Here is a 15,205-nt window from a genome sequence, read left to right as displayed (position 1 = left end):
TGCCGCTTCACCATATTTCACCCCGAGCACCACTCGCATACCTCTCTTGTGGTTGCCGCTTCACCTCATTTCACCCGGAGCACCTCCCGTATATCTCACTTACGGGTGCCGCTTCTCCCCATCTCACCTCGAGCACCACTCGCAGCCGTACACACAAAAAGTAGTCCTACACGAAAAAGCCCCACAAGTCATTAAAACTTGTAGGGCCATCAACCAACATTAGTTTTCTTGAATTTCTCTTCTGTTTTTCTTAAACATCTTAGATAATACTTCATATACGATTGGTACAACGAGTAGTGTTAATAGCGTTGAACTTGCTAATCCACCGATTACGGTAATAGCAAGGCCCTTCGAAATTAAACCACCACCGCCTGATCCGATTGCTAATGGGATTAACGCTCCAATTGTAGCGATAGCAGTCATTAAGATTGGACGAAGACGTGTTGCACCCGCTTCTAGTACTGCTTCACGCATTGTTAAACCATCACGTTCCATGTGAATAATACGGTCCACTAATACAATCGCGTTTGTAACAACAATTCCAATTAACATGAGGAGACCCATCATTACTGATACAGAAATTGTCTCACCTGCTATTAGTAAGCCAACAAATGAACCAATTACTGCAAATGGTAATGAGAATAGAATTGCGAACGGTGCAACCCCTTCTCCAAATGTTACAACCAGGATAAAGTATACGATCGCAACTGCCGCAAGCATTGCTAATCCTAATTGTGTAAATGTCTCATTCATGTCTGCAGCTACTCCGGCAACTCCAACTGTAACACCTTTTGGTAAGTCTAATTTATCAATTGCTTTATCAACCTCTGATGTTGCTTTTGAAATATCATCACCAATAATCGTACCAGATACAGTTGCGTAATATTCACCTTTACTACGAGCAAGTGTGTTTAATGTGGTACCTTCTTCAACTGTAACCAGCTCAGATAACTTCATTGTTGTGCCTACTGCTGTTTGGACTTCTGTAGCTAGCCACTCATCAATAGACTTAGGTTGTTTAGCTTGCTCCTGTTGAACAATAACTTCTAATTCATTTCCGTCTTTTTCAACAGTTGTTAATACTTCTTGTGTAGTTTGTGGGCTTAACATCATTACAATTTGACCTGTTGTTAACCCATATTGTAATAATTCATCTTGTTCAACCTTGAATGTGTACTCTACGTATGCATCCTCTGCACTGGAAGATACATCTTCAAGACGGTCATTTTCATTCATGACGTCTTCAACCATACCTACAGCTTCATTAAGTTTGTCTAGATCCTCACTGTAGAACGTATAGCTGACTTCGTTTGTAGCCATGGACATAGAGGAGAAGTTTTGGCTCTTCCACTCGCCTGATTGATCAATATTAAATACATATTCTTCAATTTCTTCACGAGTTTCTGGGAAGTTTTCCATTTCCGGGTCAAAGATTAAGTACATTAATGCACCGTCTCCGCCGCCTCCCATCATCGCTGCCATTGGATCTCCGTCCTCTGTAACTGAAATCTGAACAATATCAATATCCTTACGTTTTAGCATTTCAGTTTCAACAGCTTCGACATTCTCCAATGTTTCTTCCATTAACTCACCAGTTGCTGGTGTATATGTTAAATACATTACTTTTTCTTCTTCACTGCCTAAGAAACTAAAACCAATAATTGGTGTTAACGCTAAACTTCCGGCTAATAAAACGACAGATAGAATCGATGTAATAACTTTATGGTTCAGTACCCAGTCAAGGATTCCTTTGTACCAGTTTGCTAACTTTCCTACTTCCTTATGGTCACTTTCAGTTTTTTCACTGTATAGTTTCTTTTTAAATAAAGTGTGGGCTAAAGCAGGAACAATTGTGATTGCTACTAGTAGTGAAGCACCAAGCGCAAATGTCATTGTTAACGCGAAAGGCGTAAACAACTCACCAACCATACCACCAACAAAAACAAGTGGTGCAAAAACAGCAACTGTTACCAAGGTTGAAGATAGGATTGGTTTGAACATTTCAATAGTTGCTTCCCGTATTAACGCTCGACCATTTAGTTTTTCCTCTTTTAAATGTAGACGTCGATAGATATTTTCAACTACAACAATTGAGTCGTCAATTACACGACCTATGGCAACAGTAACTGCACCCAGTGTCATGATGTTTAACGTAATTTCCATCCAGTTTAATAATAGGAATGCCATAAAAATTGAAACTGGAATAGATACAATCGAAATAATAGTAGATTTGAAGTTACGTAGGAATAATAGAATGATTAGTACTGCAATTAGACCACCAAATAATGCTTTTTCTACCATTGTGCCTACTGACTCTTCAATCGGTTCACCTTGGTCTAGTGATACATCAATTACAAGTCCATCAATTCTGTCCTCTTCTTCTTCAATCAGATCTTTTACATTGTTTACTACATCAACTGTATTGGCTTGTTGACCTTTTACAATTTGGATAGCAATTGCATCTTTACCATTTGTACGAGAAACCGATTGTACTTTACCAATCAGTTCAATTTCAGCAATATCGCTTAATTTTACAAAAGGCACAGGGTTATTTTCAGAAGGTGTAACAGGAATTAACATTTCCTTTAATTCGTCAGCAGTCATGAACTTGCCATCAACCGCAACAGCTTGTTCTCCTTCTTCAAACTCATAAAGACCTAGTGAAACTGCTAAATCACTTGCTTGAATCATTTGTTTAACTGTGTCTTCTGTTAACCCAAGTTCAGTCATTTTCGCTTCGTTAAAAGTAAACTCAACTTCCTCGATATGTTGTCCTGTTATTGTTGCAGATGCAACACCTTCAAGCTTTTCAATTTTAGGAAGTAGGATATCCTCTACTGTAGAAGTTAATTCAACAATATCTTCTGTTGAACTACTTACACTTAGGGCAACAACAGGCATCATGTTCATGCTAATTGCCGTAACAATAGGCTCCTGTGCTCCTTCTGGAAGTTCTAAAGTGTCTAATGCAGATCGTAAAGCACGATTTGCCTCATCCATATCTTCACCATATTCATATTCAACCTGAAGGCTTGCCATGTTTGAATACGAATTTGAATATACCGCTTTAACCCCTTCAAGTCCCTCTACTGCTTTTTCAATTGGGATTGAAACGTCCTCCATCACTTTCTCTGGAGTTGCTCCAGGATATACATCCATTACCATTAGGTAAGGAATTGAAATATTAGGGATTGTCTCCATATTCATTCTTGTACCAGAATAAATACCTGATACAGTTATAATAATCGTTAATAACCATACTGCTAGTTTGTTTTTAAGTACAAAATTAACTAGTCCTTTCACTGTTACACCTACCCTTAATTGACTTATTAGACTCAATTATTTATAATAATGACTAACTGGTCATTTGTCAATCATTAGGCCTAGGAGTTGGAGATAATATGTTAAAAAAACAATTGATTATGGAAAAAGCTTTGGAGCTGTTTGCTAAGCAGGGTTTCGAGGCTACTTCCGTTCAACAAATCACAGAACATTGCGGGATATCGAAAGGAGCTTTTTATCTATCCTTTAAATCAAAGGACGAGCTAATCCTAGCACTAATCGACCAATTTATGATTGAATTTATCACAGACATTGACTACCTGGTCAGTAATTCAGTTGATACAGAAAAATTATTATATGATTTTTATTTTACAATGTATAAGATGTTTGAGAAGCATAATGATTTTGCTAAGATTCTCATGCATGAGCAAACACAATCGTTTAATGAAGAGCTTCTTCTGAAAATGAAAAATTATGATCGTATTATGGATAAAACCATTTTATCCATGATTGAGCTACTGTACGGTGATAGGGTAACCGAGATAAAATATGACTTAATTTACTGCATTAAAAGCTTTATGAAATCATATTCTGAGCTATTTCTTTTCTATAATGTTCCTTTAGATATTGATGCATTATCAAAATCTTTAGTTGAAAAAACGAATCTTATTGCACAACATGCGTCCATTCCTTTTATTACAGAGGATCTTCTATATAAAATAGAGGTACCCTTTGACGAAAATGTAACTAACGAGCAATTGCTTGACATTATCAAACAAAAAATTGAAGAAATGGATGAATCAATTGAAAAGGAATCATTACTTTTATTAAAGCAGGACCTGCTTGAGCCAGTCTATAAACCCGCTATTGTGAAGGGATTACTTGAGAATATTCGTAACAATCCTCATTGTAAGTGGATATCTTATTTACTACGAAAGCATTATCAGTTCTAAAGCAGCTGCGTTTTAGCATGCTGCTTTTTTTATTTAGTATAATAATGGGAAAGAACTATAATAAGAGCATTACTCCAGATTGGTAGTAGAAAGGTGACTTATATGAATAATTATAAATTAACAATCCAGTATGACGGCGGTCGGTATAAAGGCTGGCAACGCCAAGGTAATGGTGACCAATCCATTCAGGGTAAAATTGAGAATGTGTTAACTGAAATGGTTGGAGAACAAATTGAAATTATCGGTTGCAGTCGAACAGATGCAGGTGTACATGCATTTTCTCAGATCGCTAACTTTAAGACACATAAACCGTTTACTGAATCTGAGGTCATGAATTATCTTAATCGGTATTTACCAAGTGATATTAGTATTATCGAAGTTACTATTGTTCACGACCGCTTCCACGCTCGTTATAACGCAAAAGATAAAACATATCTGTACAAAATCTGGAATAAAGATTACTCGAATCCATTCATGAGAAAATACAGTATGCATGTAACCGAAAAGCTTAATCTTGCTAAAATGAAAAGTGCAAGTTCATATTTTATTGGATCTCACGACTTTACCTCTTATTCAAACGCCAAGTCTAAGAAAAAGTCGATGGTAAGAGAAATTTATAGTATCGATTTCAATGAAAAGAATGGGTTTATCGAGATTCGTATTCGAGGGAATGGTTTTCTTTATAATATGGTACGAAAAATAGTCGGTACATTAATAGAAGTTGGATTGGGCGAAAAGGACCCGGATTCAATTCCTAGTATTATTGAATCAAAAGAACGGATTCAAACAGGACGAATGGCTGATGCGGAAGGCTTGTATTTAGAAAAGGTAGATTTTTAAGCATTCGAAAAACGACTAGAGAACAGCCTCTCTAGTCGTTTACCATTTATCCCGGCGTAAGCCGTCCGTATGACTCCCACAACTCAAAACGTGATGTGAAACGAGGACGTTTAGGTGGGAGATAACGGACGCTAACACCCCGATTGGTGAGATCAGGTTTTTCTTTGGGCTTTAGCCTTTAGAAAAATCAATCAGGCTTTGCGTGACTAACAATTAGTGGGGGATGCCCACCACTAATTGAAGTTTCCCTTATCTCACCTGTCCATTACCATTCATGAGAAATTTTACAGTTGTTAATGCTGGAAGGCCCATTGGACCTCGAGCGTGGAGCTTCTGAGTGGATATCCCGATTTCCGCTCCAAACCCCAGCGCTCCGCCATCTGTAAATCTAGTCGAAGCATTATGATATAATGCTGATGCATCAACTGACTTCATAAATAAAGCAGCCTTGTCTTTGTTTTCTGTTACGATTGCTTCTGAATGTTTGGTACCGTATCTCTCAATATGTTTAATTGCCTCTTCGGCATTACTCACAATTTTCATTGCAAGGTGGAGACTTAAGTATTCAGTTGCCCAATCCTCTTCTCTAGCAGGGATTGCATCAGGTATAGTTGAAACAGTTCTTTCATCTCCATGTACACTAATGGAGTTCCGTTCTAGGGTTTCAATAAGTACTTGTTTATTCCTCACGAACCAGTCTTCGTGCACAATCACCGTTTCGACCGCATTACAAACGGCCGGACGATCCGTTTTTGCATTAACCAGAATTGATAGTGCCTTAGCTACATCAGCCTCTGAATCAATATAAATATGGCAATTACCCACTCCTGTTTCAAGTACAGGAACTGTTGCATTCTCTACAACCGATTGAATCAGAGAAGCACCGCCACGCGGTATAAGTACATCAATATGCTCTTTCATTGTAAAAAGCTGCTGGGTAGCTTTGCGATCTGTTGAAGAGATAAATTGAACAGCCTCTTTAGGTATTTTGGTAGATTCCAATGCTTCATGGATTACATCTACAATAGCCATATTCGTATGAATTGCAGATGAACCCCCCTTTAATACGATTGCATTACCAGATTTCAGTGCTAACCCGGTTGCATCGACCGTAACATTGGGTCTAGCTTCGTATATCATACCAATTACACCTAGTGGGACGGTTAGTTTAGTCACTTCCAGTCCATTTTCCAGTGTCCAATTTGATATCGTCTTGCCAACTGGATCTTCCAAATGAGCCACCTGTCGTAAACCTTCAGCAAAATCATAAATTCGTTGTTTCGTTAACAATAAACGGTCCATAAAAGCTTCATCATATTCAGCTTTGCGGCCAGCGAGCAGGTCTTTTTGATTTGCGCGTAAAATCCTTTCATGCTCAGCTTCTAACTTATCTGCTACTATATATAAACCCTCGTTTTTTTCTTCAGTGGTTAAGAAATTCAACTTCTTTGCTGCCTTTTTGGCTTCAATTGCCTGTTCCTTTATTGTCTTTGTTTTTAGTAAAGACACCCAATCCCCCCTATTTGAATTGTTATTTTTAAAGTCCAACTGTTACACGAACATCAACATGACAAACAAAATCTTTCATCTCGATAATGATTTCATTATTCGCCTGGTCTTTCATCATGGTTTCTAATTCTTCAGATGAAAAATTCACAACACCTCTGCCAATATTGTTTTCATCTTCGTCTACTAGTCGGATTACGGCACCTCCATCAAATGTCCCATTAACCCGTAAAATATCATCAGTCCGGATATTTTCTCTTTCTTTAACAATTCGGTTTTCCGCACAAGGTTTTAAAAAAATTTCTCCTTGAGAACCAGAATGGAAAGCAATCCATTTTTTCTTTTGATTCATAACTGCTACTGGACTCTTTGCTTCAAAATACGTACCTCTTGCTGTTTTCTTTACAGCATGTATAACGATATTCTTTTCTCCTGCATTACCAAGGAAGGTTGAAATTCCAGATGCCATTGCAATTTTTACCGCTTCAATTTTTGACTTCATTCCGCCTGTACCCACAAAGCTACCTGAGCCACCTGCTGCTGCTTCAATCTCCGGTGTAATACTATGGACCTTTTGTAGGAGCTTTGCATGTTTATTTGTAGTAGGATTTTCATTATACAAGCCATCAATATCTGACAAGATAATTAGCTGATCTGCATCAACTAGTCCCGCTACTTTTGCTGAGAGTGTATCGTTATCTCCAAATTTGAGTCGATCAACAGACACAGTATCATTTTCATTAACTATCGGGATAATTCCTCTTTCTAAAAGCACGTTTAATGTGTTGCGGACATTTTTATAACGTGACTCATCTAAAAAATCACTACGTAAAATTAGTATTTGAGAGGCCACATATCCATGTGATAAAAATAACTGTGAATAAGACTCCATAAGAAGACCTTGCCCAATTGATGCGGCAGCCTGTTTTTCTGGTAGTTTGTTTGGCCGTTCCAAGCAGCCTAGCTTTCGATAGCCTGCTGCCACCGCACCTGACGATACTAACACTACCTCATGTCCCATGTCCTTTAAATGGACGATTTCATTTGCAAGCTTTTCTAATTTTTTTCGACTTATCTCTCCGTGCCGGCTTGTTAAAGAACTGCTTCCAATTTTAATCACAATTCGCTTCTGTTCTTTACTCATTTAATCAATCCTATCTCTATTTTTGTACGCAGACCGATTAAAGACGCTTAATCACTTTTACAAACAAGTAACCGCCCATAAAAATTATATATTTATCCTTTGTTACACAGCTTTTATTTTCTTATTTTCTACTAATGATCCTTCTAGCTGGGAACTAATTTCTCTAGATCTGTTGGCCGCATGCTTCACAGCTTGTGAGATGGCCTTTCCACCACCATGTTTTTCTAAAGCTGCTAAGCCTGCAGCTGTTGTTCCGTTTGGAGATGTAACATTTTTACGTAGTGTAGAAGGAGTGTCATCTTGTTGTTGAATCATTTTTGCTGCACCTAATATCGTTTGTGCAATAATATCCCTTGTTGTTTCTTCATGTAATCCTGTCATTTTTGCAGCTGCTTCCATATGCTCCATTAGAAAATAGAAATAGGCTGGGCCACTTCCTGCAATTCCAGTAAAAATATCCATTTGACTCTCTTCTATTTCGTAGACTTCTCCGATACAGGTTAATAATTCTTTTGCGATTGATACATTTTCTCTAGTGGTAAAAGTTCCTGCTGTTAACGCTGTAGCAGACTCACCAATCATACTTGAGGTATTTGGCATTACTCTGACTACCTGTTGTCCTGGTGGTAAGTTCTGCTCCATAAATGTAGTAGTAATTCCCGCTAATACAGATAGAACTAATTGATTGGGCAGAAGTGTTTTCGTGATGGATTGTAACGCAATCTCTGCATCCTTAGGTTTCATTGCGAGGACTATTATATCGATATCTTGCCAATTCATATTTTCACGGGTAACCCCGTTAATTCCATACTCATTTTCTAAAGTATTCAGTCGATCTTGATTACTTCTATTTGTAACAAATACTTGATTAGGAGGAATTTTCCCTGCAGCTACAATTCCTGAAATCATTGCTTCTGCCATAGAACCTGCCCCAATAAATGCTATTGTTTTTTCATGTAACATCCAATGTCTCCCTTGCGTTCGTATTTTGTTCTACTTTAAGAAATTGGAACTCTTTGAAGGATTAAAGTATAAGAAAAGACATCGATTTCCGCTATCAGCGGCGGAAAATCGTGTTTTTCTAATCATTTTTTTAGCAACGTCACTATCGTAACATGATTAAAAACAATATCAAGGACTATCAGGAAAGTCATATGCATTCGATTCAATTAGTGAGTGAAAGCGGTAACATGGTTAGTTGAACAGAAATAATGAAGAAATATGCGTTGTAAACAACGCTCAAGGAGATATTTGGGAAAATGACAAGTATTGGGGCAATGTCGAAAGATTTTAGTTTATAGGTATTTTTGTAGAATCGTTTTTTTGCAACCAAAGGAAATTTAAAAACTCTTATAACAAAGAAGGTGCACCAGTTCAGTGCACCTACCTTTTATAATCATCAATTACTAGATCAGCAGATAGCCATTCAATTTCACTTATAGCCTTTGACAGTTTATCAACCAACAGACCAAACAGATTTCCTTAAGTAGCTATAAAAATATGTGTACCTGTACACTTATACATTAAATAACAGATACTCTATTCCGCCCTCTATTCTTAGATTCGTATAATGCTTTATCCGCCCTTGTCAGCAAAGTATCAACCGTATCAACGGTTCTGTAACCAGTTACACCTATACTTACTGTTTGTTTACCTGCGACTCCAAATTCGTAATCCTCTATAACTACTCGTAATTGTTCAGCAAATTCTTCTACATTTTCTATAGAATCATTTGTGAGTACGATAAACTCCTCACCGCCCCACCTACCAAAGTAATATCCTTCTGGTAGATTGTTTGCTATTAACAAAGACATTTCTTTTAATACGTAATCACCTACATTATGTCCATAGGTATCATTTATAGCTTTAAAATGATCTATGTCTAAAAACATAATACCTAGTGGGAGATGATGATCCTTTGCTACCTGTGTCATTTCATTCAACCAGGCATCAATTTGATAACGATTAGAGATACCTGTTAAGGCATCTGTATATGCACTTTTCTTCATAATGTCTAGTTCTGTAAATAGCCTAATCAAGTAGAGGGAAACAAAAAACACAAGAATGTAAACTAGGTACGATAAATAAAATTGAGCCAATGACGTAAGGTGCTCATTTGAAAGTTTTGGAATGCTGATAATACCAAAGCTTAAGACAACTAAAAAGATAAATAATGAATAGATAGCTCCCCATTTTGCTCTTAATATGAGAAAGAAGGTAACTATCACTAATGGGGTCCATACAATAGATACTCCTATGGCCCCTTCTTGTCCAGAAGCCATCGAATTAACAATAACATTGTAAACTACAGCGATATGCGAAAGACTTATGATTACTAAAGTAGTAAGTTCAACCATACGCATTAAAATTCTTTTATAAACAAAAAACCAACTAATGCTATACCACGCAATTAGTATTCTTGTAAGGAGTAGGTAAAAATCTTCCCCTGATAGGTCACTAACCATAAGGTTGTAACTTATCATAGCCACTAAAATGATTGGAATCATTAATAAATATAAAGTTCTTTTGAAGTCATCAAAAGATGTTATTCTTCTCAAATTGTTTTTCCCCTTTGAAACAGTTTAAGCAAACTCAATTATTTTAATGTCTTTAACTAACTGAATAAATAACTCTTCATTTAGGTCTTTATACTCTTAGAAAATCCTATGCCTTGTTAGGATTATTTTACCAAACACAGAGATAACGCGAATTGGTAATTAAGACCATTCCAAATAATTAAATAGACTTAAAACCTATTATGCCAACCTTGTTAGTATTTATAGACAGGACTGTTCCCTTGTACTTAATTTTAACATTACAATGGTTTATTTTCTCTTTTAGTTTCTCTAGTTGTAGTATGTAATATTATGCGGCCAAAACTGGGAGGTTGGATTCAAATCTGAACTTTGGTTAGTAAGCAAGGAAAGTACTGAATTTTCGTTGAATACTCGGGGAAAGTGAGCCTTTAAAGGCCACAGCAGAGCTATTCAACTGCTAAAATGTCGGTTTCGTCCCTACACTCCCCTCAAACCCTTGCGGCTCTGAGCCCATTCCCTCTTATCTCGCCTTTTTTCTTCATTCCATTATGTTATATAGTTCTTCCCCAAAACCTCCATTTTCGCCCTCCTTTTTCCTTTCTGGGTTGTATCGAATATTCGGACAATGTTATTAAGTTCGTACCGAACTGTGAGAAGAATCAAGAGAAAAGAATGGAAAAAATGCAAAGAAACTGCCGAAAAAGTATTGAAACCCTACGGGTTTATATAGTGTGGAAAACAACAGAATAGACACAAGAGAAATTGAGAAAAGATGTTTGGAACCCTTATTGGACAAGGGATTGAAGGCGTATTGAACAAAAGAAAAAGGACTGGATCATATTGAATCCAGCCCCGAATTTTGATTGATTTTACGATTGATTATTGATTGAGTACATATTGTTCTCCTGCTCTTTTTTCCTCACTCTTCCTTCTGCTCTGGATACCAACTATTTAGCAGTAGGTACCGACTTTTTAGCGTGGGGAAGTGGAAAGTAACAGGAAGTATTCAACTGCTAAAATGTCGGTGTCTCCCCCTCACCTCCCTCGAACCTTTGCAGCTCTAAGCCTCTTTCCTCTTATCTCGCCTTTTTTCTTCCTTCCAATATGCTTTATTGTTCTTCCCCAAAACCCCCATTTTTGTCCTCTTTTTTCTGTTCTGGCTTGTATCGAATATTCAGACAATGTTAAATAGATGTTCTCTGAACGGGAACAGAAATAAGAAAAAACATGAAAAAAGAGCCTGAAAAAACCTCTTTCCTCAGCACTCTCTTTCTTCTTTCCCGTGTTCTTTCGAACTGTATAGAAAACGATATGAAAAACAACTGAACACGCTATTGGACAAGGGATTGAGAGGATATTGAACAAAAAGAAAAGGACGAAGTCCTACTGGACCCGCCCTGAATTGATATTGATTTTTGATTGAAAAAACCGATTGAATAAAGATTGATTACATAAAGATCTGACCGCTGCTCTTCCCGCTTCCTTTGCCATTTGGATACGAACTTTTTAGCAGTAGGTACCGACTTTTTAGCAGAGGGAAAGGGAAAGTAACAGGGAGATATAATAGAAAAAAGAATCAAGAAGTAAGAAGGCTGGTATAAACTCAAACTCTTATTCTGTCAAAGTATCCTATAGTTAAGTACAATGATTCATAATGTATCATGTAGAATAAGATTATAGAAGCTCTATATCCATATCGTGGCAGCCTACAACAAACCAGCGAAACACTTTAAGTATCGCTAGTTTTTAATTAAATAAATCCAAGATAGCACCAAGGGTTCCTGTCTCCATCATAATGTATATTCCAAGGCCTACAAAAACAATCGGGATTAACCAACGGCCATATTTCTCAAGGGTTTCAGAGATATACCTAAACCTTGCTAAGCGATACCCAAGGAAACACCAGATTGCCACCATAACCAGGAACGTGATTAATGTAATAACTAATTCGTTAGTGTTTAAGGTAGAGAAAAACGGAACATAAATACCAATGTTGTCTCCACCGTTGGCAAACGTGATAAATGCCACACTCAGGGCAAATGTTTTAAACTTTCCCAAACCTGAAAGGATGGCACCTTCATCTTCATCTTCGCCTTCTATGAACAGTCTAATCCCTAAGTAAATTGGGATTAAGCCAAGCAATCCCACCCATTTATCAGGAATGAGCATAACGCCAAATGTCCCTAACAGACTGATTAAAACCAACAATGAAAATCCTAAATATTGCCCAACTACGATGTCCTTAGGAGAAACACCTTTTTCATGAATAGCACTCCTGCCATCGCTTGTTACTGTTTTCGCCTGTGAGAACAATAACATCAAAACGAAAATATCATCAATATTTGTTACTAGAAATGCTCCAATTGCATATATAATAGTTAAAATCATTTTAGTCATCTCCAGTTATTGTGAAGCCTGCCCAAGACTTCACAATACTATTCCTTTACCTTTAATAATCGTAAACTGTTCAGTGTTACAAGTAATGTTGCTCCCATATCGGCAAATATCGCTATCCATAGCGTTAACCAACCAGGCATCACTAACAGTAATGCCACAGCTTTAATCGCTAAAGAGAAAGTAATATTTTGCTTGATGATCGCCAAGGCCTTACGGCTTAATCTAATGGTGTAAGGCAATTTTCTTAAATCATCTGACATTAGGGCAATATCGGCAGTTTCTAATGCTGTATCCGTTCCAGCACCACCCATTGCTACACCAACGGTTGATGCTGCTAATGCAGGAGCATCGTTCACACCATCTCCAACCATTGCTACATTTTGATGTTTCCCACGAAGTTCTTTAATGAAATTCAGCTTATCTTCTGGAAGTAAGTCAGCTTTAATATCAGTAACCCCGACTTGTTTTCCAATGGCAGTTGCGGTTCTTTGATTATCACCTGTCAGCATTACTGTTTCGATTCCAATATTGTTCAATTTACCGATGACTTCTTTGGACGATTCCCTCATTTCATCAGCCACGGCAATGAATGAAAGTAATTCTTTTTCTGTTCCTAACACCATAACGGTTTTTCCTTGGGTCTGCATCTCAGCAATAGTTTGTTTTTTATCATGTTCAATGCTTCCGTGTAATTCCTCAAAAAGATTTGGGCTTCCTACATAATACATTTGGTTATTTACTTTTGCTTTAACACCTTTACCCGTAATAGATTGAAAATCATCGACTGAAGCATCATTGAATTTTAATCCATTTTCTTCTGCTTTTCGCATAATCGCTGAAGCAAGTGGATGCTGTGATCCTTTTTCAATAGCTGCTGTGATTAACAACAACTCATTTTGATTTCCACCAAAAGTTCGGATGTCGGTTACAGCAGGAAAACCTTTTGTTAATGTTCCTGTTTTATCAAAGGCAATCGCCTTTAAGTGTCCTGCTTCTTCTAAATAGATACCACCTTTAATTAAAACACCATTTTTCGCTGCATTCCCTATGGCTGTAACAACAGCAACAGGTGTTGAAACAACCAGGGCACAAGGACAACCTACCACTAATACAGCTAAACCTTGATAAACCCATTCGCTCCAATCACCGCCAAATAACGGAGGGATAACGGCAATTAAAAGAGCCAATATAACAATCGCTGGTGTATAATATTTCGCAAATTTATCGACAAACGCTTGAGAAGGTGCTCGCTCTGCTTGAGCTTCTTCTACAAGATGAATAATTTTTGAAAGAGTAGTATCTTCTACTCGTTTGGTTACTTTAACTTCTAATAATCCTTCTTCATTTAATGTTCCTGCAAAAACCTCATTATCAACTGTTTTGGTTACTGGAACACTTTCACCAGTAATGGCAGCCTGATTTAATGTAGATGTACCTTTAATAACAACTCCATCCATAGCTAATTTTTGACCAGGCTTAACAATCATAATATCGCCAACTTGAATATCTTCAACGTGGACCATCATTTCTTCATTTCCACGGCGAATTAACGCTTCTTTTGGAGCAATATCCATCAAAGATTCAATAGATTGGCGTGCCTTATCCATCGAATAACGTTCTAATGCTTCACTGATGGCAAATAGGATAACAACCGTTGCACCTTCACCCCATTCACCAATGATTGCAGCTCCTAAAATGGCAATGGTCATAAGCGTATTCATATCAAACTGTAATCTACTTAAATTTTTCAGACCTTTAATAAATAGCGAATACCCGCCAATTAAAATGGATGCTGCAAAACCAATCGTCGGAAGAATATGCTCCTCCCCGTATCGCTCTCCTAAAAACCAACTAATGATAAGCAAGATGGCTGAAATATACACTTTAATGTTTTCTTTTTGCTTCCAGAAAGGTTCATGCTTAACCTTTTGTTCTTTTTCATCTCTAATTTTTAAGTTTTCAAATGCTCCTGCTTTTTCTAGTTCCTCAATCGTTGTATTTCCTTTAACATACACTTTAGATGCACCAAAATTAACTTTTGCGTCCTCTACCCCAGCTAATCCTTTAACATTATTCTCAAAAATAGCTGCACAGTTTGTACAAGTAAATCCTTGAACACGATATGCTTTCATTTCTTGTTCAGATAGTTTTGCTTGTTGATCAGCCATTGACTTTCACCTCTTCCTGATGTGCTAACGCAATCATCATTATCTGCTTGATATGTTCGTCATCTAACGAATAAAATGCGAGTTTTCCTTCTTTTCTAAACTTCACAACCCCTTGCTTATAAAGAGTTCGTAAGTGATGGGAAGCATTGGCTACAGTAACCCCTACAATATTTGCTATATCACACACACATAGTTCGTCATCTTGACACAAGGCATAGGTGATTTTTGCCCTATTTTCATCAGCAATAGCTTTTAACATTTGGGCCAAACTAACAATATCAATTGTTTTTAAATCTCCTTGTATTCTATTTACCTTTTCTTCGTCATAACAGTAAATTTCACAAGTATCTCTTTTACTCATTTCATATTACTCCTCAC

General features: G+C 37.2%; 10 protein-coding genes. 2 read left to right on the top strand and 8 right to left on the bottom strand.

What is annotated here, in order from left to right; translation table 11 throughout:
- Window positions 1-219 precede the first annotated feature (219 nt).
- Window positions 220-3,303, bottom strand: coding sequence for an efflux RND transporter permease subunit (locus tag AB3M96_RS18915; protein WP_412969165.1), 3,084 nt, complete (start codon window positions 3,301-3,303; stop codon window positions 220-222).
- Window positions 3,304-3,401: 98 nt separating this feature from the next.
- On the opposite strand from AB3M96_RS18915, the gene AB3M96_RS18910 reads away from it, so the two are divergent.
- Both AB3M96_RS18910 and truA read left to right on the top strand, forming a co-directional pair.
- Window positions 3,402-4,235, top strand: coding sequence for a TetR/AcrR family transcriptional regulator (locus AB3M96_RS18910; protein ID WP_412969164.1), 834 nt, complete (start codon window positions 3,402-3,404; stop codon window positions 4,233-4,235).
- A gap of 102 nt (window positions 4,236-4,337) precedes the next feature.
- Window positions 4,338-5,075 (top strand): tRNA pseudouridine(38-40) synthase TruA, encoded by a 738-nt coding sequence (gene truA, locus AB3M96_RS18905; RefSeq protein WP_412969163.1) that lies wholly within the window; start codon window positions 4,338-4,340, stop codon window positions 5,073-5,075.
- Window positions 5,076-5,324: 249 nt separating this feature from the next.
- Here truA and AB3M96_RS18900 read toward each other — a convergent pair whose 3' ends face one another.
- The 7 genes from AB3M96_RS18900 to AB3M96_RS18870 form a co-directional block, all read right to left on the bottom strand.
- Complete coding sequence (locus tag AB3M96_RS18900) at window positions 5,325-6,584, bottom strand: glutamate-5-semialdehyde dehydrogenase (protein WP_412969162.1); 1,260 nt, start codon at window positions 6,582-6,584, stop codon at window positions 5,325-5,327.
- Between the two features lie 28 nt (window positions 6,585-6,612).
- Window positions 6,613-7,725 (bottom strand): glutamate 5-kinase, encoded by a 1,113-nt coding sequence (gene proB, locus AB3M96_RS18895; protein ID WP_412969161.1) that lies wholly within the window; start codon window positions 7,723-7,725, stop codon window positions 6,613-6,615.
- Window positions 7,726-7,827: 102 nt separating this feature from the next.
- Window positions 7,828-8,688, bottom strand: a complete 861-nt coding sequence (proC, locus tag AB3M96_RS18890) for a pyrroline-5-carboxylate reductase (RefSeq protein WP_412969160.1) — start codon at window positions 8,686-8,688, stop codon at window positions 7,828-7,830.
- A 560-nt stretch (window positions 8,689-9,248) separates the two neighbouring features.
- Window positions 9,249-10,283, bottom strand: coding sequence for a GGDEF domain-containing protein (locus AB3M96_RS18885; RefSeq protein WP_412969159.1), 1,035 nt, complete (start codon window positions 10,281-10,283; stop codon window positions 9,249-9,251).
- Between the two features lie 1,725 nt (window positions 10,284-12,008).
- Window positions 12,009-12,650: a CadD family cadmium resistance transporter gene (locus AB3M96_RS18880; RefSeq protein ID WP_019156598.1), complete on the bottom strand. Its 642-nt coding sequence runs from the start codon at window positions 12,648-12,650 to the stop codon at window positions 12,009-12,011.
- A 47-nt stretch (window positions 12,651-12,697) separates the two neighbouring features.
- A complete protein-coding gene (locus AB3M96_RS18875; RefSeq protein WP_019156599.1) occupies window positions 12,698-14,827 on the bottom strand; it encodes a heavy metal translocating P-type ATPase in 2,130 nt (709 codons plus the stop codon).
- Window positions 14,820-15,188 carry an ArsR/SmtB family transcription factor gene (locus AB3M96_RS18870; RefSeq protein ID WP_019156600.1) on the bottom strand — a complete coding sequence of 123 codons (369 nt, stop codon included), beginning with the start codon at window positions 15,186-15,188 and terminating at the stop codon, window positions 14,820-14,822. Before AB3M96_RS18870 ends, AB3M96_RS18875 begins: the two co-directional genes overlap by 8 nt.
- Between the last annotated feature and the right edge of the window lie 17 nt (window positions 15,189-15,205).

This window comes from Ferdinandcohnia jepli, from assembly GCF_047246645.1.
GTDB lineage: Bacteria > Bacillota > Bacilli > Bacillales > Bacillaceae_L > Ferdinandcohnia.
Note: the sequence above shows the minus strand (reverse complement) of the source record. Positions and strands in the feature narration are given on the sequence as shown.

Excerpts from the sequence above, each read along its gene's own strand:
- AB3M96_RS18910 (WP_412969164.1), top strand. The coding sequence starts at position 3,402 with ATGTTAAAAAAACAATTGATTATGGAAAAAGCTTTGGAGCTGTTTGCT.
- truA (WP_412969163.1), top strand. The coding sequence starts at position 4,338 with ATGAATAATTATAAATTAACAATCCAGTATGACGGCGGTCGGTATAAA.
- proB (WP_412969161.1), bottom strand. The coding sequence starts at position 7,725 with ATGAGTAAAGAACAGAAGCGAATTGTGATTAAAATTGGAAGCAGTTCT.
- proC (WP_412969160.1), bottom strand. The coding sequence starts at position 8,688 with ATGTTACATGAAAAAACAATAGCATTTATTGGGGCAGGTTCTATGGCA.
- AB3M96_RS18880 (WP_019156598.1), bottom strand. The coding sequence starts at position 12,650 with ATGATTTTAACTATTATATATGCAATTGGAGCATTTCTAGTAACAAAT.
- AB3M96_RS18875 (WP_019156599.1), bottom strand. The coding sequence starts at position 14,827 with ATGGCTGATCAACAAGCAAAACTATCTGAACAAGAAATGAAAGCATAT.
- AB3M96_RS18870 (WP_019156600.1), bottom strand. The coding sequence starts at position 15,188 with ATGAGTAAAAGAGATACTTGTGAAATTTACTGTTATGACGAAGAAAAG.